This is a genomic window from Bradyrhizobium sp. SBR1B, assembly GCF_014198205.1.
Taxonomy (GTDB): domain Bacteria; phylum Pseudomonadota; class Alphaproteobacteria; order Rhizobiales; family Xanthobacteraceae; genus Bradyrhizobium.
The window spans coordinates 107,790-126,293 of record NZ_JACIHC010000010.1 but is presented as its reverse complement, the minus strand read 5'-3'; the positions used below and the strand labels follow the sequence as shown (position 1 = coordinate 126,293).

Annotated in this window: 16 protein-coding genes and 1 pseudogene; 3 read left to right on the top strand and 14 right to left on the bottom strand. The window is 56.6% G+C overall.

Annotated elements, in window-relative coordinates:
* Positions 1 to 31: 31 nt before the first annotated feature.
* Positions 32 to 805, bottom strand: a complete 774-nt coding sequence (locus GGD61_RS24220; RefSeq protein WP_183231285.1) for an enoyl-CoA hydratase-related protein — start codon at positions 803 to 805, stop codon at positions 32 to 34.
* Positions 806 to 1,444: 639 nt separating this feature from the next.
* Between GGD61_RS24220 and GGD61_RS24215 the strand changes: the two genes are divergently transcribed.
* Complete coding sequence (locus GGD61_RS24215) at positions 1,445 to 3,166, top strand: ABC transporter ATP-binding protein (RefSeq protein ID WP_183231284.1); 1,722 nt, start codon at positions 1,445 to 1,447, stop codon at positions 3,164 to 3,166.
* A gap of 398 nt (positions 3,167 to 3,564) precedes the next feature.
* Here the strand turns inward: GGD61_RS24215 and GGD61_RS24210 are convergent, their stop codons facing one another.
* The 4 genes and pseudogenes from GGD61_RS24210 to GGD61_RS24190 form a co-directional block, all read right to left on the bottom strand.
* Positions 3,565 to 4,152, bottom strand: coding sequence for a phosphopantetheine-binding protein (locus tag GGD61_RS24210; RefSeq protein ID WP_183231283.1), 588 nt, complete (start codon positions 4,150 to 4,152; stop codon positions 3,565 to 3,567).
* A pseudogene (locus GGD61_RS40640) lies at positions 4,118 to 5,159 on the bottom strand (AMP-binding protein). Before GGD61_RS40640 ends, GGD61_RS24210 begins: the two are co-directional and overlap by 35 nt.
* A complete protein-coding gene (locus GGD61_RS41460) occupies positions 5,156 to 5,314 on the bottom strand; it encodes an AMP-binding protein (RefSeq protein ID WP_183231280.1) in 159 nt (52 codons plus the stop codon). The pseudogene GGD61_RS40640 and the gene GGD61_RS41460 overlap by 4 nt, the downstream one beginning before the upstream one ends.
* A 92-nt stretch (positions 5,315 to 5,406) precedes the next feature.
* The gene (locus GGD61_RS24190; RefSeq protein WP_183231279.1) at positions 5,407 to 5,973 is read right to left on the bottom strand and encodes a hypothetical protein; all 567 of its coding nucleotides are present in this window, start codon (positions 5,971 to 5,973) and stop codon (positions 5,407 to 5,409) included.
* 127 nt (positions 5,974 to 6,100) lie between these two features.
* Between GGD61_RS24190 and GGD61_RS24185 the strand changes: the two genes are divergently transcribed.
* A complete protein-coding gene (locus tag GGD61_RS24185; protein WP_183231278.1) occupies positions 6,101 to 6,280 on the top strand; it encodes a hypothetical protein in 180 nt (59 codons plus the stop codon).
* Between the two features lie 46 nt (positions 6,281 to 6,326).
* Positions 6,327 to 6,887, top strand: coding sequence for a hypothetical protein (locus GGD61_RS24180; RefSeq protein WP_183231277.1), 561 nt, complete (start codon positions 6,327 to 6,329; stop codon positions 6,885 to 6,887).
* 549 nt (positions 6,888 to 7,436) lie between these two features.
* On the opposite strand, the gene GGD61_RS40635 is transcribed toward GGD61_RS24180, so the two are convergent.
* The 9 genes from GGD61_RS40635 to metE all read right to left on the bottom strand — a co-directional run bounded on the left by GGD61_RS40635 (position 7,437) and on the right by metE (position 18,490).
* Complete coding sequence (locus GGD61_RS40635) at positions 7,437 to 7,958, bottom strand: hypothetical protein (protein WP_246786001.1); 522 nt, start codon at positions 7,956 to 7,958, stop codon at positions 7,437 to 7,439.
* A gap of 50 nt (positions 7,959 to 8,008) precedes the next feature.
* Entirely contained in the window at positions 8,009 to 8,230 is a 222-nt protein-coding gene (locus GGD61_RS40630) for a hypothetical protein (RefSeq protein ID WP_246786000.1), read from the bottom strand.
* Positions 8,227 to 8,949, bottom strand: a complete 723-nt coding sequence (locus GGD61_RS40625) for a hypothetical protein (protein ID WP_246785999.1) — start codon at positions 8,947 to 8,949, stop codon at positions 8,227 to 8,229. The genes GGD61_RS40630 and GGD61_RS40625 overlap by 4 nt, the downstream gene beginning before the upstream one ends.
* 1,154 nt (positions 8,950 to 10,103) lie before the next feature.
* Positions 10,104 to 10,289, bottom strand: a complete 186-nt coding sequence (locus GGD61_RS41455) for a hypothetical protein (RefSeq protein WP_183231372.1) — start codon at positions 10,287 to 10,289, stop codon at positions 10,104 to 10,106.
* A gap of 1,078 nt (positions 10,290 to 11,367) precedes the next feature.
* Positions 11,368 to 11,679, bottom strand: coding sequence for a hypothetical protein (locus tag GGD61_RS24165; protein ID WP_312012722.1), 312 nt, complete (start codon positions 11,677 to 11,679; stop codon positions 11,368 to 11,370).
* Positions 11,680 to 12,512: 833 nt separating this feature from the next.
* The gene (locus GGD61_RS24160; RefSeq protein ID WP_183231276.1) at positions 12,513 to 13,658 is read right to left on the bottom strand and encodes a glycine amidinotransferase; all 1,146 of its coding nucleotides are present in this window, start codon (positions 13,656 to 13,658) and stop codon (positions 12,513 to 12,515) included.
* 614 nt (positions 13,659 to 14,272) lie between these two features.
* Complete coding sequence (locus GGD61_RS24155) at positions 14,273 to 14,485, bottom strand: hypothetical protein (protein WP_183231275.1); 213 nt, start codon at positions 14,483 to 14,485, stop codon at positions 14,273 to 14,275.
* Between the two features lie 1,185 nt (positions 14,486 to 15,670).
* The gene (locus GGD61_RS24150) at positions 15,671 to 15,877 is read right to left on the bottom strand and encodes a hypothetical protein (protein WP_183231274.1); all 207 of its coding nucleotides are present in this window, start codon (positions 15,875 to 15,877) and stop codon (positions 15,671 to 15,673) included.
* 267 nt (positions 15,878 to 16,144) lie between these two features.
* Positions 16,145 to 18,490, bottom strand: a complete 2,346-nt coding sequence (gene metE, locus GGD61_RS24145; RefSeq protein WP_183231273.1) for a 5-methyltetrahydropteroyltriglutamate--homocysteine S-methyltransferase — start codon at positions 18,488 to 18,490, stop codon at positions 16,145 to 16,147.
* Positions 18,491 to 18,504 lie beyond the last annotated feature (14 nt).

Below are 18,504 nucleotides of genomic sequence, written 5' to 3'. Positions count from 1 at the left end.
GCCCTCTCCAAACCTCGACTCCTACTCCGAACTACCTCCCACGAAAGCATGGTGCTCTTTTCTGCACGAAGGCCTCGCGGCCTTCCTTGAAGTCGCTACTGTCGGACGCTTCGTCGACGAGCCGCTGTGCTGCCGCAAGATCGAGCGCGCCGCTACCCATCGTAAGACCATTCAGCATGAACTTGGCACCTGAAATTGAGAGCGGCGCGTTGCCGGATAAGCGATGTAGGACCTCCTCGGCGGCTGCGACGGCGTCTTCGTGAAGCTCATCGATTAAGCCCATCCGAGCGGCATCTTCTGCTGCGAAGCGGTCTGCTGAATAGAGGATCCGCTTGGCATTCGACAGCCCCGTGAGTGCCAGGAGCCGCTGAACGCTGTTCACCCCATAGACAATCGAAAGCTTGGCCGACGGAATTCCGATTGTCGTGCTGCGGTCGGCGAAACGAAAGTCGCAGGCAAGCGCAAGATGGCAGCCGCCTCCCAGGCAAAAGCCAGAAATCGCAGCGACGACGGGCTTTCCCAGCGCAGCAATTGCTCCCGAGCAGGCATCGACCGCGACTTCGTACGCTGCCGCCTGATGTCGATCTTCTCGGATGTGATTAAATTCGGAGATGTCGGCGCCAACGGAAAAGTCATTGCCCGCCCCTCTCAGAATAACCCCGCGAACATCCTGATCGGCGGCGAAGCTGGAGAAGATGTTAGCGAGCTCGCGCCACATGGTAAGCGTCACAGCATTCCTTACCGTCGGACGGTTCAGAACGATGTGCGCAATGCCGCCTCGCCGCTCGGTACCAATTTCCTCCATGTTGCCTCTCTGGGCTGAGACAGGCTTGGGCACTCGACGAAGGTCGGGCCTACCCGTTACTTGCATAACTAGACTAATCTTCCCTGGCAAGTCAAGCCCTGGCTGAAGCCTTACGTTCTCTCAGGTTTTTGCGTTCAAGTGGTGGAGATTACAGGGAGCAGGGAGGTTTCCATCGGCGGCGCCGTGCCGCCAAACGGCCATCAGTTGGCACGTTCGCCCGACTGGGGTGTCATGGCGGCGGCCATCGACCACCCCCCTTACCCGGCGTAAGAACAGGCCGATGACTACTGAGGCCTCGAGCCAGCCCTCGCCTATCCAGAGATAAAATAAGCCTGACTCAGCTGTCGCGCTGGGCTCGAATGATATTCGCGATCCGACGACGCACAACGTGGAAGCCAGTAGCCAGAGGGGTAACGCCAACGCAAGCCTGTTGCGCACCGTAGGCCGAAAGGTGGCGCGGAACGTGCCGAGGCACAATCAAAAGCTCTCTTTTGAGGCGGCGGGTGACAACCTACCAACATCGACAGTTTGGAGTTGGGGTGGCGTCTAGTATCGGTAGCCGGCAGCAACTCCGCTGAGACCGCATTTTGCTGAGCCGCATCTTTACTTGAGATAGGATGGAATTCAGATCGAAGCACCATGTCCTCGCTCTCCAGTGCAAGCAAGGCACCATTCACCGGATCCCCAGCAGAGCAGACCAACGAAAGCGTATCGTCACCGGCTTCTGAAATTCTTCAGGCGTACTGGCGATCCGATCGACGCTTGCTTCTGATCGTTGCGGCGCTTGCGCTATTCTCCAGCGCCAGCAGCGTCGCGGGCCCGTACGTATTTTCGTATCTCATTGATCGTCTTTCGCGCAGCGACGACATGTCGACGGCCGCTTGGGGTTTCGCCGGTTATGCGGTTCTGATCGGCGTGGCCTCTGCATTTCATCGCATGCTGCAGAACTTATCCTTCATGACAGCCGAGAATCTTGGATTCATTGCGGCAACTCGCTTCTTCGATTGCATCCTCAAGAAAACCCCTACCTTTTTTCTTGAGTGTAATCCGGCTGAGATACAGAGTGCGGCCGCTCGCGGGCGCAGCGCCTTGATGACGTTGATCCAGCTTGGAATGGTGGTCTTCATTCCTGCTTCAATGCAGCTGCTGCTTACGCTGTTTGCTCTCGGCGCGCTGCTCAGTATTCAGATTGCTGCAATTGTCGCCGTTTATGGAGCAATCGCGATTTCATTGACTTGGATTTCCACGCGTAAGGCGCGCGTGTTCGTGGATGCGGCGGTCGAAGCCGGGCAGAAGAATGCTCGGTTCGCGGGTAACGTCATGAACGCGATGGACACGTTGCGCCATTTCGGCAGTCACTCCTGGATGAACGGACGCTTTACGACAATCGCGCGGGAGGTCCGTGATAGCTGGAGAGCCTATGTGTTGCAACGATTGCCCTACATCGCATTGCTCGGCCTCGCAGTTGCGCTACAATTTGCGGTCACGCTTCTCCTTCTGATACCTCAATACCACGACGGCACGGCCACCGTCGGTGATATTGTGCTATTCAATACGCTTCTACTGCAGCTCAACATGCCCTTTGATACAGTCGCGAGGGGTATCTCTGACGTGGCGCGTTCGCGGGCCGACCTCATCCCTTTAGGTCAACTGTGGGCAGCACCGGAAGAGCGGAAGACATCTCAGAATCGGCATTTCAAACCATCCGCAGGCCGACTGTCTTTCGAGGGCATTAGTTATGCCTACGACGACGGTCGCGGCGTTACCAACGTCTCGTTTAGGGCCCGGCGCGGCCGGATTACATTTCTTGTCGGTGAAACCGGATCGGGAAAGTCCACTATCTTTAAGCTCGCCCTGAAATCGATCGAGCCCGACCAGGGCCGAATTCTCGTCGATGATATCGAGCTAGCGACGATAGATCGTGCGGATTGGTATGCAGCAGTTGCTGTCGTGCCGCAGGACGTGATGTTGCTCAATGAGTCTCTGGCTGACAACATTTTGTTGGGGCGGCCCCGCGACGAGGTCCGGCTTCGCGGTGCGTCAAAAGACGCCGCTATTCTCCCATTGATTGAGGGGCTACCAGAAGGATTTGAAACAACCGTTGGAGAACGCGGCTTGAAACTTTCGGGCGGTGAGCGACAACGCATTGCCGTTGCGCGCGCCCTCTACGGTCAGCCCGCAATCCTTCTGCTCGACGAGGCCAGCTCTGCGCTGGACGAACGGACCGAGCGGGACATTATGGACCATATCCGCACGCTAGCGCAGGATGTGACGGTGCTAGCGATCACCCATCGGAGAGATGTCATTTCCGCGTGCGACGCCGTGGTCGATCTGACTAACAGAGGTTTGTCAGTGACTTAGTCTAGACGAAGAGTGTCAAAGCTGTCTTGGAGAAACGCTCGGTTTCCGGTAGCCCGAATGCTTACGAGCGCGATCAGCCGCTTGCCGGATGCTGTCACGATCTCTTGATCTTGAGTGCGGTGCGGATGCCGTGGCTTAGCTCACCATACGATACTCGTAGTCCAAATGGGCCCTGGAGCGGTTTTGCTCCTTTTGGACGCCAAGCAAGGCGTGCCACGTCTGCACGATGTTCATACGCAGCTTGAGCGCGGAGTATGAATCGGCGCGGCCTTCGCGCCCCAAGATCGGCGCCCAACATTGACCCGCCTGATATGCAGTAAAGACCTGGATCCATTTCGAATTGTAGCATTGAGCCGTTGAACAAGAGCGGCGGCGCGATCCGGTCGTTCAAAGGGGGATCACCGCCCTGGTACTGTGGCCACCTGCAAATGAATCTTCGATGCAAGCTCCTTCAGGACAGGTGCTCGGAAGATGTCGGCGGCGCCAAAACTTAACCCGAAATTTGATGCTCGACTGAGCGTCTGCACGGCCAAGAGCGAGTGGCCGCCCAGTTCGAAGAAGTGATCGTTGCGCCCGATGCGCTCGACACCAAGCAGCTCGGCCCAGATCTGCGCCAGCGCGATCTCGACCGATCGTTGCGGCGACTCATAGCCCGCCAGCGCATAGGCCTGATCGCGAGGGGCCGGCAGCGCGTTCCGATCGTGCTTGCCGTTTACCGTCAGCGGAAGCGCTTCCAGCCGCACAAGTGCGCTCGGCACCATGTAGTCCGGCAGAAGCGCACTCGAGTGCGCGCGCAAGGCGCTTGCAAAGGTGCCTCCATCCCCCTGGTCCGAGCCGGCATCGGGCGCACAGACCACATAGGCGATCAGATGCTTGTCACCGGGGCCGTTCTGGCGTGCCACCACCACCGCCTCGCGCACCCAGGCGTGTTCGCAAAGCTTTGCGACGATCTCAGCCGGCTCGATGCGGTAGCCGCGGATCTTCACCTGATCGTCGTTGCGGCCCAGGAACTCGATATTGCCGTCCGGCAGGTAGCGCGCCAGGGTCGCCGGTCAGGTACAGCCGATCGCCATCGACAAAGGGACTGGCGATGAACCGTTCGGCTGTCAGCTCGGGGCGGTTCAAACAGCCCCGCGCCACCCCCGCCCCGCCAATGTAAAGTTCGCCCACCGCACCGAACGGCACGGGCCTGCCATCGCCATCCAGCAGGTACACCCGCGTGTTGGCGATGGGACGCCCGACGTGAGGCATCTCGGTCCAACATGACGGATCAGCTGCAAGGCGGTGCTCGGATATGACGCTGATTTCTGTGGATCCATATTGATTAATCAATCTCGCGTTCGGGTGTGCTTCGAAGAAAGCCCTAAGCAGCGGCGTCGCCTGCAATCGTTCGCCGGCTGTATATACTGCTCTTAAAGAGGGCAGCTGCACGCGCCGCGTGCTCCAGATTTCTGCAAGATGATTCAATGCCACAAATGGCAGGAAAAGCCGCTCGATCGCCTCCCGCTCTAGAAGCTCCAGCAGGCCGGAGAAGCGCTTCCTTGTCTCTTCACACAGGAGGACAAGCACTCCCCCGTCCTTCCAACAAATGAACAATTCCTGGCAGGACACATCGAAGTTCAGGGTCGCGAATTGAAGCGTGCGCAGTTTTGACGTGCCCATACCCCATAAGCGAATTCACAAGCGCGCCATGGGTCATTTGAACGCCCTTGGGGACTCCGGTTGAGCCGGAGGTATAGATGACATAGGCGAGATGGCGCGATGTGAGGCCAAGCTTGCCCGGCTCCAGCTTCGAAGGCGACTGCTGCGCCCAGGACGGCGTCGTCGTCTCCAAGCCGACCACCGTCACATGGGCTAAGGTCTCCGCGCCCAATGCGGTTCGACCGGCGACATCGCAAAGCAACAATTTTGGTTTTGCATCTTCGACAATATGCCGCAGCCGCGCTGAGGGATAAGCCGGATCTAGCGGCAGATAGGCGCCCCCTGCTTTCAAGATCGCCAAGAACCAACCACCATCGCCAGGCTGCGATCCAAGCAAATCGCCACCGGCTCGTCAGGCTTGACCCCAAGCTCGATCAGATGATGCGTCAGCCGGCTGGCGTGCGCATTGAGTTCGCCATAGCTCAGTCTCTCCTTGTCATGGACCACCGCCCGCTTCCGGCGCCTTTTGCACTTGGGCCTCGAATAACTCGTGGATACATCGCTCGAACGAAAGCGGCGTCGACGTTTGACTTGAATCCTCAAGCAAAATACGTGCGTTCCTCGGCTGGCAAAATGCCGATTTGGCCGACAGCCTGCGCCGCGTCGTCCATCACGCTTTGCAGCAAAGCTTGTAAGTGCTGGGTCATGCTGCCGACCTGCTGAGGCGCTAATCGAGCGGCATCAAAATGCCAGCGGAAGCTCCCATCCAAAGCGTGAACTTCAAACGTCAGCAAGTTGCCGCATAGTGCTTGGCCAGCTTTGTGGCTCTTCGACGGATTGTCAGCGACCGAACCGCTCTCTGTGGTGATTGCAATGCCAAGCGGCCAAGGCTGGCGCGACCGCAAAGCCTCCACGTCACGCAATGTCGGGCAACGCGCAATCAGATCACGAGCAAAGCTTGCGTGCGTCCTCAGCTGCCCCACTTCGGCCGCTACGGTTTTGAGCGCTTCTCCAAAATCATGAGTAAAGTCAATGCAAACATCCATCGGCACGACCGAGGCAATCAACGCCTCGATAAGCTTGGAGCCCGCTTGCAATCCATCCCATTCAGGCCTCCATCCCAGCTGAAGTTCTTTTTCCCCTGTGATGCGAGCGAGATAGATCAACCAGGCCGCTAGCAAATACTCAGAGCGATCTTGCGGGGGATAGTTTTGCCAAAGCGCTTATGCTGGACCACGAACTCGACTGCCATTGGGGAGGCGCCGCACCCGCGGACGATAACAGGAACGGAAAATGCAATCGTTTAAACTGTTCGAGCCGCTTCCGCCAAAAATTCTCCAGAGGTGCCAACAATTCATGTGCGGCTGTTATGCTCTGCACCTGTTCATCGCTCAAGATGAGAAGGCGACCACCTTGTTCCACGTTGAAACGCCCGCCCGGCGCGAAATGATGGCGCACTCAAACGGTTTTTAGATACCGTCAGCTTTCGGACAGCTTGTCCGAATAACAAGCCGCCACCATGAGAACCAATTACTCTTTCGTGCCCTCCCACGAGCAAGGTCTGGCCCAGCAGCGCGATGCGCTGGCCGGCTCTTCTAGTGCGGATACCAACGCTTTTTCGGCCGCTTTAGCGGCGGGAGGATCGGACTGTTTCGCTGTTGATAAGAGGCGAGGTGAGCAAGTCCGTTTGTACAAAGCAGTTAGCAACAGCGGCAACGCTCAATGTGTTTCCTTGTTTTCTGAACCCAATCAAAGAAACGAGGTTGGAAGTATGAGCGTGGCACCGCGCGGAGACACTTTGCGAATTCTAACCATAGAGAATTGCGGCCGATCGAAGTACAAAGGCGTCGGCACGGCTATGATCAATCTTGCCGATCGCATTAGAGAGTCGGCAGGCCTTTCAAGCTTGTCCCTGATTTCTCAAGACGAAGGAGCGTCAGAGTTCTTCTACAAGAAGGGATTCCGATTCGCGGGAGAAGGTAGGCAAGAGAAGAACTTCGAGATGCAGAATCATATCTATAATAGAACGCCAGTTCTAGACCACGTCATCCTTGTTGGCGATATGGAGCGCCCAGCTTAACGTATTGCGACGTTTGGGCTGCCCACCCCCATCGAGTAAAGCGCGCATCCGCTGAAGCTGGTGGATGCTCGGCAAGAGCAGAGCTGACACGACAAGCCTGTATGCCACCGTCGCTAGCCAGCGAAGCGCCTCGGACAAGCGAGCGGCGGTGGCTCCGGGGACATGACTCAGCCCAATTCCATGACCCGCTTGCGAGTTGCAAGCTTATCTATTCTCCTCTGGGCCGCGCGTGAAACATTCAGGCATATGATAGGCCCGGACACGGCTGCAAAGTATTATCTATTGGCTCCGTTGGTCATTGCGGACGCCAGGACTTTCGCTGCTTACTGTACGTCGAACGGTTTTGCCCTCAACGTCGCGCGCCAAGTCGCCACAGACACGCTGTACGTGAAACCCGCCAGAATGGCCCGGTCCACGCCAGCACTGCTTCTGAGAATTTGGTGACTTTATCTCGGTCCAAGATGTCTTCATCAAAGACGTGTTTTCCTCGCAGTACTCCGTCCAAGTCGCTAACGCCGATCATCGCCGCGCGCCCTAGGCTCGTTCGGCTCACCGTTGCTTCAGCCCGCAGCACTCGCTATCCCGCGTCACCAACTCCAACACTTGGTCCATCCGCCTTGCTCTCAATTTGCGGTCGTCATCCTCAAGCTGCGTCATATCGCCATTCACGAGGCAAACGATACCTGGCGTGGACGCCAAGTCGACCCTCGGAACCAGCTTTTTGCCAATCGGAAACGATGCAATGGCATCCGCGAAGCTTGGGAGCTTTTGTATCGTTTCGAGCCCTGGGTAACCGGTAACGACACCAGCGGTATCCGAAATCAGCGAGACGCCGAGTGCGTGCGCGTTGCGCTTATAGGGCCCGCGCAGCCTCATGTACTCACCAAACCCATTAGGATCAGCGTAGCGCCAAGTCGTCAGCGTTAAATGGTTGTGCCCCAGCGCCATCGTTCGCGCTCTTGCCGACATGGCTCCTTGAAGCCTCGCCCCGAAGTCCACCAGAACCGGCCCTCGATGATCTACAATGATCTCGGCATGAGCCGGTCCCTCGGCGATCTGAAGCGCCTGCAACTCGCGCTCCAGGTAGTCGGACAGCTCCTGGACGATCGGCTCGGTGCTCTCTAGTAAGTCCAGGCCTCCGTCACGAAGGCTTTCCCGTGCATCGAGACGGCGTTTACGGTATACTGCTGACCATTTATTTTTTCCTGCGCGAGGGCAAACCGATTCAAGGCTCCAACACGGTTCGTCTTCCCGATAATTACGCCTAGCGCCCGCTGAATATCCGCATCCGTCAAGCAAAAGAATATGTCCTCGGTACCCGTGCTGTTCAGCGGCTTGATCACGATCTCATCGAACTTCGCGTCAGCTTCCAGCTTACGATTTCCGCGGCAGTGTCGGACACAACCTGCCTGATTGATCGCACGCCCGCATAAGTTAACGCGCACGACAATCGCGCCTTGGCAGCCGATAGTGCGGTCCCATTGGTGGGCAAGCCGAGCCGCTCCGACAAGGTATCTGCAAGCTCTACCCCGGTCTCGCAGCCCGCGATTACAAACTCAACTTCTTTGGCATAGAGAGCCTGAAGATGATATTCAACAATCTCGTCTTCCCCCATGCGCTCGCCGGGACGGACGAGTTCATCGTACAGATCTGCATCGAAATGCCGTTCGAAAACCGGAATCCGTGCGGCCGCCATCACATGCACTGTGTGCCAATGCCATAACGCCTGAGTTCTTCCGGTAGGAAGCGACCAGTCGAGTATGCGTCTGCGACGACGCATTTCCGTTCTTTCATGCCCAGAACCAAATCTGGCGAGCGAAGATGTGATGATCTCGGGCGGATTGCATCGGCACATTTCGGTGCAAATCGGCACTGAATTGCCCCCCTCCGGCGTCCAACAGGGCGCCTTTGAGCGGCGTGCTCTTCTGGTAGCGCTCGCGTCGTCGGAGCTGGTCGGGGTTGCGGAGAGGGCGCGAGCGCGGATCAAAAGATGGTCGCCGAGTGGAATCGAACAATCGACGTCGTTGATGGCTTCAGCGTGGTTGGTTGAAGCTGGCATCATGGTCCATATAAGCCTCGGGCACGCGGTGGCTGTGTCGTCAACTGGTCTTTGCCATTGGCGACCAGGCCCGACGGTGACGAAGCGCTGCCGACCGATCCCTGCGTATTCGACAGCGTATGCACTTGATCTTCCGTATGTAGCGATACCGGATGCGGTGACGACGAAGATTAGAGGCTTTTCAAGGCCTGGAGGTTTACGCGTCGTACCATTCCGTTGGGCAGTAGCTTCTTGGGTAGCGCGTTGTTCGGCCACGGTGCGGTGCCTACAACCAATCGGCCGCGGCGCGAGGTTGCCATTTGTTAAAGGCTGCCGACTTTTTCTTTATCGTCGGGTGCGCACAACACGGTGTCACGTCGTTGCCTTATCGTATCGATGCGTATGACACGGATTATGTCCTGCATGGAGCCGTGCTGGGGACGGCTCACGCTAGAGTTGGTATGCAGGATCTGAGTGGCATACGCTTAGAACCGGCGTTGATGTAGCGAAGCCGATGCATAGCGCGGCCCTTGAACTAGCAGCCCGCGGTGCCGGCGTCCTTCTCACAACCCGCCTAGCAGTCGACTCGACTGTACGTAGGAGATCATGCTGCAGAACGAGGGCATTGCGAGTGTGGAGGTGGGCGGCCTCTAACTGCCCATGCTGATGAACACTGAATTTCCGGCAGGGCAACCTGCATCGATGGCTGTTTTGAAGCATAGATTCGTCTCGGGGCATGGGTCCCACTGCAGCACCGGTCCCTTCCTCATGCCCTTATCGGAAACGGACGCGTCACTGGAATATTGGGAAGTCCACAAGGATTCGGCCGAAGCCAGTGGGACGTGGTGCGCCTACACCTTGGGCGGGCGGACACCCCGATCAGTAGACGTTTGTCTGTATCTCTAGGGATCGAGAGAGGATTGTTCGGCCGCTCACGTGGGAATTCCTAGGGCAGGGTTGTGACCACGAGAATGCATTCGTTGCCAATCGTCTATCGAATTGGACGCACCCTTGAGACCACCTTCTAAGAAAGTCAACCGATGACGAGATGATGCCCAAGCCGCAACGACCTTGAATGCGATTCAAGAAACCTTCCACGCGGAGAAAACGGCAAAACATTTCTATGGCATGAGGGCGGCTTGCGAGCCGCCCCACCGCGCCATTACAGCGCTGCCCGGCTATCGCTGATGTCCAAGTCCAATTCCGAGATTTAAGGCCTTCTGACGAAGAGCACCGACGCTCCGTTTGGTCATCTTTGCAATTTTGATAACCGGGGTTCTGGCCTTCGAATGGACTTTGAGTTCTTTGACATCTGCCCTCGTCCATCCGCGCCGCTTAACGCGTTTCTTGGTTGCTTTTTTCACGATGTATGCTCCTTTTAAGAGGGATGGCTTGTAACACAGTTTTCTTTGTACGACGACCGTAAAAAAAACGGCGACATCATAGGCGCCCTCGCCAAGATATACGCTCAATCATGTTCTCCGAGCCCGAAGCGCCTGGGTCTAATGTAGCTCTGGAACTATAAACTTCGTACAGCCATCTCGCTGCGAAATTCTTTATTTTGAATGCGTCCCCAACCGGAGCATTATATTCGACTCTAGCCATGTGGAGCACACGTTCCGGAATGAACGAGCTAATTAGCAATGAAGCTGAAGAGCTCCTGCTGGGACGTTCAGGCCGCGAACGGAACGAGGCCAAGTTTCAACGTGGCTGTGATTACCTATCGAGGGGAATATCTGAAGGGTACAAATTCACTCTTGGCCTTGATTGTACGCTCTTTGTCAAGTTCGCTTTTGCGACGCGTTCGATTGAATCGGAAGACCGTGGCCGCGCGATATCTCGATTGAGGCGATAAGACACCGGTGAAAGCCGTGCGAGATGACGTCGCTTACAAAATGCTCTCTGGTCTAGCTCCACGGTGGGCCGCGCAGCGCACCGAAAGGGAAGCGGCGGCTCCGATAGCAATAACGTCATGGGCAGCGATGAACAAAATGTTTGCTGAGCGAGCCCACCACTAATCTTTAACAATACTAAGGCTGCTAATGGGATTCGTGAGGAGCCAAATTCTGGTTAGGGCAGAGGCGGACCGAGCGCTAAGAGACAAGCAGAGGCCCCCCGCCAGGGGTCGTCTGCAATCAATAGCTCGGTTCTACCTGGGGACGAGTCTGGCCGACCTCCTCGATCATGTGATGTGCACGACGACCGCAGAGCTTCTATCCCCTGAGTTAAACAAGCCATATCCCGGGCCGCATCGAACCATACACACGATCGATTACGTCAAGACGGTCCTAAATTGACATTCGCGATCTGGTCGAAGTACATCACAATTCGCGAACAAAAAGCGTTTGGCCTTCCCACCGATAGTGACTTGCGTAGGCTCGATTGCTTGTCGTGGGGCGCTTACTGCCCTCGTTGCTCCTAGATGCAATGTTGCTGGGGCGACTATTCAGTTTTCGGCTCCTGTGCGCTCTCTCGACCAACCTGAGGCCGCGTGACAGTCCGATCTAAGCGTTCGAGCGTCTCAAGATATTTCCTTCCCTCCTCGGTAATGATCCAGCACCCAGCCTCCCGCTCGATCAGCCTTTGGCCGAAGATATCGAGTTGAGGTGCACGGCTGGCGATGCGTTTCATACGAGCTGGCCACTCCGAGCCGCTGCTATAATAGATCGCCAAATGCTGCTTAACGACTTCGATGCTCGCTCGACCATCCGGCTGGCCGGCGAGTATTTTCAGTATTGACAGCTGAAAACTCACGCGCCCGCCATTGACCCAAATAAACTCTCCATATTAATGATCTTGAGGTAAGCTCCCGAGCCGTGCGCAGCTTTTCAAAAGAAGGCCTTCTCCTTCGTTCGTGCGCCATATCCCTCTGCCTCGCCGAGGGTAAGCAACGTGTCGACGTCCTTGGCGACACCCTCCGCACAGTGTTCTGAAGACAAATTCAGCAACGGTAACAAAGTCGACTAAGAGTGCGCGGAGGTCGAAAGTGCCGCCTTCGCCCGACTTGAGATCAAGCGACGTCGGTAGTAGCCTCGTTGTTGCACATCATGACGAATGACGTCGCTCACGGAACGAACCGCTTGCTTCTTACGCTTCCAATTCCCGCCCAATCCCGCAGGGATCCCAAAGCCCCTCGGGACGACCAAAAGATGTCTTCCGTTCAAATAGATATCGAACATGTCGCTACTCTTCTCACACGAGGGTAGATCGGTCGCAACTCCATTTGGTGACATCGAAGCAACAGTCTATCTTAAAGTCACTGGACGACCGACGATACTCGAGCGCGCACTTTGATGCGCGTGAAGACGTCAAGCGTACGTCGGTGAGGCAAAATGTGAGCATTTCTTGTCGCATCTTGCGGTGTTCAAGTGCGCATCAAGATTGTCGACCTGCCCCTCTCAGAATACATCGGAATGGCTCACCCGATCCGCGGCGGTGCCGAGTAAGCATAATTGGCACTCCAGCAGCTCATTAATGTATCATCCGCCTGACAGGGCTGGCTACCACGTCTTCGCTATTTAGCCCCGTCCCCAAACAACGGAATTGCGATCGTCGCGCCAGAAGCAGACGATTGCGTTAGGTCGGCACTAGCTGAGGTAATCCTCAGGGCCACCTTCACGAACTGTGTCGAGAGTAAAGCAATGGAATCCGCCACCAAAGATCCGCCTATGGCGGTGCCGAACCGGAATGACTTGAAAGCGATTCTGTTCCAGGATCCGAGCTAACTCGGGGCAGGCGTCGTTGACCAAAACGACGTCAGAGGCGACCGAAAGGACATTGACGTCTATGTAGAGGCTAGACAAGAGCAGATCGTCATCGTCATAAATTGGGAAATTATTCTTGGCCGGCTCGGGCGCGACTATCATGTCCCAGTTACGCATTTCTTTTGGCAGATAATCTGCCACCGCGCGAGACCGTACGAGCAGCCGCCCTGGTGCAAGTGCTATGACCATGCTATCGATATGACTGTCGCTGAGCTTGGAAGCGCGGTGGATTCGAAATCGTCCCTCCAAATGACGCTCTAGCCAATCACATGCCATCGCATGATTTTCGTTGGCAATATTGACGACCAGGTCGCGCCCCAAACGCAAACACTGCGCACCGTCCCACATCATCTCCAACCCAACGTCGTAGCAGTGCGTTTTGGGATGAGGGATCGGCTCCGTCGGGCCACCGGTCGTTGAGAGGACGTAGGAACGGTCGAATGACCCATCCGTCATTAATGGGCGAGGCATCGCTGACCATCGTGCGCCTTCTTTAAAATACGACGCGAAGATTGGCTTGAGAAACTGCGTCTCGAAGTATCGTGATCGGAGCATGGGAGGCGTTTCGATCACTTCGTCTCCGGCAACCAGCGCGATATCGCGGACATTGAGCGGGGGCACGACCGCGGCTGACCAAGCAAGGGTGCGAACCTCAGCGGTGGAGGGGTCAAGGGTCATTGGTCGATGCACCGTCACATTAAGCGTGCGCAATGTGTCGACTATTCCTTCGACGTCTTCATTCAATTCATCGAGGTAGCGCTGCTTGATCCGGTGGCGGACTCGTTCGCCATCTTGCGCACTTACTGCGGCCGTCGAGAGACGCGGATAATACCACTCCGAGCGCACCTTGAGATTGTCATGGAAGAAAAGATCGAAAGATAGTTCGCGGTCGTGAGCGGCATAATTGATGGCCGTCCCCACGACGACTTCTTTCAACTTCGACCACTCGTCGTAAGAATTCAATTGCACGGTTGCCTCCTTCCAGCGCGACCTCGCCCTCTGTTTGGCTGGCCGCAGGACGGATCATATCGCTCGGTTGACAGGTCAGATGCTGGCTACCCCGTCGCCACATACGTGCTCTATGCTGCGTGTCCAACCTACCTGATTAGGGAGGTGCGCGACACCGCGATGCCCTATTGGCCGCGCCTTCAAGATTCCTTCCACGTCTTCTAAGCAAGTGCTCATTGTATAAGTGGAGCATCTAGCAGTTAGGCTGCTACCCCGAACCGCAACAGCCTTGACTAAGTTTGATGCGGCGCACCGCCGTCGATGCTCGAATAGGGCTGGCAACCATTGCCAAAGCGTGGTGTCGGCGTATCGCGGCGCGGTACCGCGCAATTGTCTTTGCATCTAGCGCCATAACACAGCTGCTCGGTAACGTGTCGTCGCGCTCTGCGCCAGAGCTGCCGCTGATAGCGACGCTGAGGCCTCCAGCCCGCCGAAGACTGCGGCCGTAGACAACGAGCCTTTTTGGGTTGTTGAAGATGTGCCGATTCCGCACAGCAGTTGACAACTACAGGGCCGCTCCTTTTCGAGCCTGGAAAGCTCGTGCTTTGCGGATGCACAAAGGGATGCCGAGCGGATTAAACTCGTGCAGGTGGGGTTCGGAGCTCCAGTACATCGGCGAAGATTGTCCAATCACGGACACTCTTTTGCTTACAAAAGTCGATCTCCGCCTGCTGAGCGGCAGCCGCCAGCGAGGCGGCATCGACCTGGAATGCTGCCTCGCACGCACGATGCTCGCCGCCGGTATCGTCACAAACCGTCTTAATGAATCGAACGTTAAATGAAGGCATGGCCCTCTCTTTCCGCAGATTTGCTTATCTACTATTCTGCCACGCGCGGAGCGTTCTTGATCTGCCTCAAGCAGCATTAAAGGGTTTGTCCGCCCAAGATAGAAAGGCGCATCACCAGACGCCTGGGGCCGCGAAGAAGAGGCGCGATCACCTCTTGGATTGCAGGCACCGCTTGAATCACGTGGCCAACGACTCGTAGTCTACTCATGCAAGCTCGAGGTCTTGAAACATTGACTGGCTACGGCGCTCACCGGGCACACTTCTGACGTGCGCCCGCTCGCGGCGATATCGCAGACGAAATCAACAAGGCTGTTGGTAATGAAAGGCGAGACATTAACCGGCTATCTGCTTCACGGCTTTCGCAGAGAGAAACCACTGCGCTGACAGCCTATTCCCTTGCGTACCTTAAATGTATACAGCGGAGTGCTGTAAACCAACTCGAGTCCCTAGCAGCACCGGGGTCCGGACATGTCGATTGCCAAGACAGGCGTCTTTCGGCGCGTGGCGGTCGGTCGAGCTCCACCATTCCCGGTACCCGTGCCAGCTTTTGACACGTATCAATGACGCGGCGGCTGCCTCCTCGTAGAGTCTACTCTTCCTAGCAAGGTCAGACGCATGGCAGACAGCACTACTCCGCGCCGCATCAAGGCTTCATGCCCGCCTACCAGCGATCGATCATCAAGACTGCTGAGAGTGCACCGAAGCTGCAGGCCATTGACGGAACACAACGAGCTGCGCCGCTTATCGATGGCGCCTACTTCATCAACCTGCGGGCCAGCTCGATATCAGCTCCGGGCGCGGCTATGCGCGTCGTACCCGTGGTCACTGGCTCCTGCCCTTCCCGCTCTCGTTGAGCATGCTGGCGCTCGCGAGAGCGCGGTCGGCCCATTTAAGAACCCTAGATGCGGATGGGCAAGCAGGGAGATTTCTCACCAACAAGGGATGTACATGACGGAATATTGGTTCATTTACCCCTATGTGGGCCGGATTGCTGAAGCCGCGGTGCAGTTTAACTTTTGCGGAACCGCGATAAATGCAGACAGCGAACTCAGGCTGCGGCGCAGACGATCGCCCTCTGTCGCGGCCTGCGCCGTTGAGCCGCACGTTGTCTCGCCGGTTTCGAGCTGAGCATGTCTGTACGGAAGACAAGGGATGTTGGGAGTGTTCACGAGACCATCGAATTCATCACCACGCCACGACGAACTTCGTCCAGGGTCTAATGCCGATTTGACCTGGGAGCGGCTCGAAATAGCGCCACCGTTGGATCGGGATCTGGAGATTGCAGTAGTCGAAGGTAATTTGATTCACCGTGTCGCCTTTCCTTGCCGCCGGATGTTCGGAGGATGGATCAACGCGAATACCGGAGCGCACGTTGCCGTGCAGCCGACGCATTGGCGTATCTGGCCCGGATAGTCGCTTACACAGCAATTGGCCTACAGTGAGACAGAAGTGCCCTTTGGGGCTCCTGATAGAACGTCAGCTATCTGCGACGCGCGGGGACACCTGGCGGGAGGGGGTCAACGTTGCTCATCTGAGACTGTATCTTCCCCGACCCATCGAGGGCCGGGTACTTATTGTCGCAGGCCTACTTCCACATTGTGGAGAAACGCAAATGAGCACGAACGACACTACTTTGTCGAGAATAGCTCGAGCTCGGGATCAATGGTTTTGGGTATCAGACGCAGCGCGCAGTTCCCGGGCGGCAGCGACCATATTGGCTAGCGCTGGCCGCACTTCCTCCCACTTGCGAGTTTTTAGGCCGCAGTCCGGATTGACCCAGAGCTGCGATTTCTGCAGACGCGCTTGAGCCAACACCATCAGCTCCTTTATTTCGCTGGTCTCGGGAACGCGTGGAGAGTGGATGTCGTACACACCCGGTCCGATTTGATTTGGATATCGGTATTTCTTGAATGCCTCCAGTAGTTCCATTTTCGAGCGCGACGTCTCGATCGAAATCACGTCCGCGTCCATTGCAGCGATTGCCCCGATGATGTCGTTGAACTCCGAGTAGCACATGTGCGTATGAATTTGCGTTTGATCGCTAACGCCGGACGAGCAGATGCGGAAACACTCTCCTGCCCAATCGAGATAGGCGTTCCACTCCGATCGGCGCAATGGCAATCCTTCCCGGAGCGCGGCCTCGTCGATCTGGATTATGGCCGCGCCGGCCTCCTCGAGATCGCGAACTTCGTCGCGCATCGCGAGCGCAAGCTGACGACAGACCTCGCTTCTGGGAAGATCATCGCGAACAAACGACCAGTTTAGGATCGTCACTGGTCCGGTCAACATCGCCTTCATTGGTTTGGTAGTTAGTGACTGAGCGTATCGCCACCATTCCACGGTGATTGGATTCGGCCGCCGTACATCGCCAAACAGGATCGGAGGCCTGACGCAACGCGAGCCATAGGACTGTACCCATCCATTCTTGGTCGATGCGAAGCCGGCGAGTTGCTCGCTAAAGTACTGAACCATGTCATTGCGCTCAAATTCCCCATGCACGAGCACATCAAGTCCGATGTCTTCCTGCCAACGTACGGTGCGGGATATCTCCTCCTTAAGAAATCTGTCGTATTGTTCGTCGCTCATCGTGCCTCGCGCATGCGACGCACGAGCATTTCGGACTTCCGTGGTCTGCGGAAACGATCCGATCGTGGTAGTAGGGAACGCTGGTAGTCCGAAGCGTCCCCTTTGTATCTCGGAACGACGGGAAAATGAGCTCGCGCGTTGGCGCATGGTCTGGTCTATCGCCCTCATCCGAACAGCGACATTGGCATTTTGAGTCTTCGGCGAACTCCGGCGGGCAGTTGCAGCGCGTTCTGAATCGGCAAGAGCTTGCCCGACATCCTGGCTACCCGCGAGTATGCGCGCCAGGATCGCAAGCTCACGCATCTTCTGAACCGAGAAAGAAAGCCAGCTCTTGACGTCAGAAGCGAGCCCGGTCTCTAGTTCAACATCGATCGGGACGTGAAGCAACGAGCAGGATGGGGCGAGCTGTACGCGGTCTTTGCCCAGCTTCTCAATGGCTGGCTCCAGCCTCTGGTGGAGCGAGGACAACTTCGACCTCCATACATTTCGGCCGTCGATGACACCAAGAGACAAGACGAGATCAGCTCGGCTACTAGCAATGATCTGATCCAATAACTCTGGCGCTCGAACCAGATCGACGTGCAGACCTGAGGCTGGCAGGCTCAAGGCTGTATCCAGATTGTCGCCCAGGGCACCAAAATAGCTGGCGACCATGATCTTGATAGCCGGTACCTCCTTTATGATCCGGCTATAAGCATGTAGCAAAGATTTTCGGGCCGTCTCATCCAGATCAAGCGCCAGGCAGGGCTCGTCAAATTGAACCCAACTCGCCCCTCGTTGGGCCAATTGATGAAGAACGTCGATATAGACGGGTATCAGATCATCCAATAAAGACAGCGGCTGGAAGGCGCTATCGGCGCTTTTGCCGAGCTTTAGGAATGTGAACGGCCCGATAAGGACCGGGCGAGTCTGAAAGCCGAGAGCCTTTGCTTCCGTATACTCTTCAATCGGTTTGCGAGAGCACAGTCTGAACGTCTGTCCCTTGTAAAACTCGGGAACCATGTAGTGGTAGTTGGTATCGAACCATTTGGTCATCTCCTGCGCGGGGACGCCCGCGCCCCGCGAGTCTTGGTCGACGCTCCCACCCCGGTCGTCGCATTTCGATCCGCGGGCCATGGCGAAGTACGTCTTAAGGGAAGCGATTTCTCCCTTCGAGGCGTAGATCTCAGGGATCGCGCCCACCATGACACTCGTATCGAGCACTTGATCGTACAACGAGAAGTCATTCGACGGAATGATTGTGACGCCGAGGGACCTCTGGCGAGCCCAGTTTGCTGCGCGCAGCCCCGATGCGTCCTCTTGCAACTGATGTTCGGTGATCTTTCCGGCCCAATACCTTTCGAGAGCGAATTTTAGCTCACGCCGTGGACCGATGCGTGGCGTTCCGAGCGTAGCAACCGGAAGCGAGAGAAGAGACATAGCGTTAACCCCTG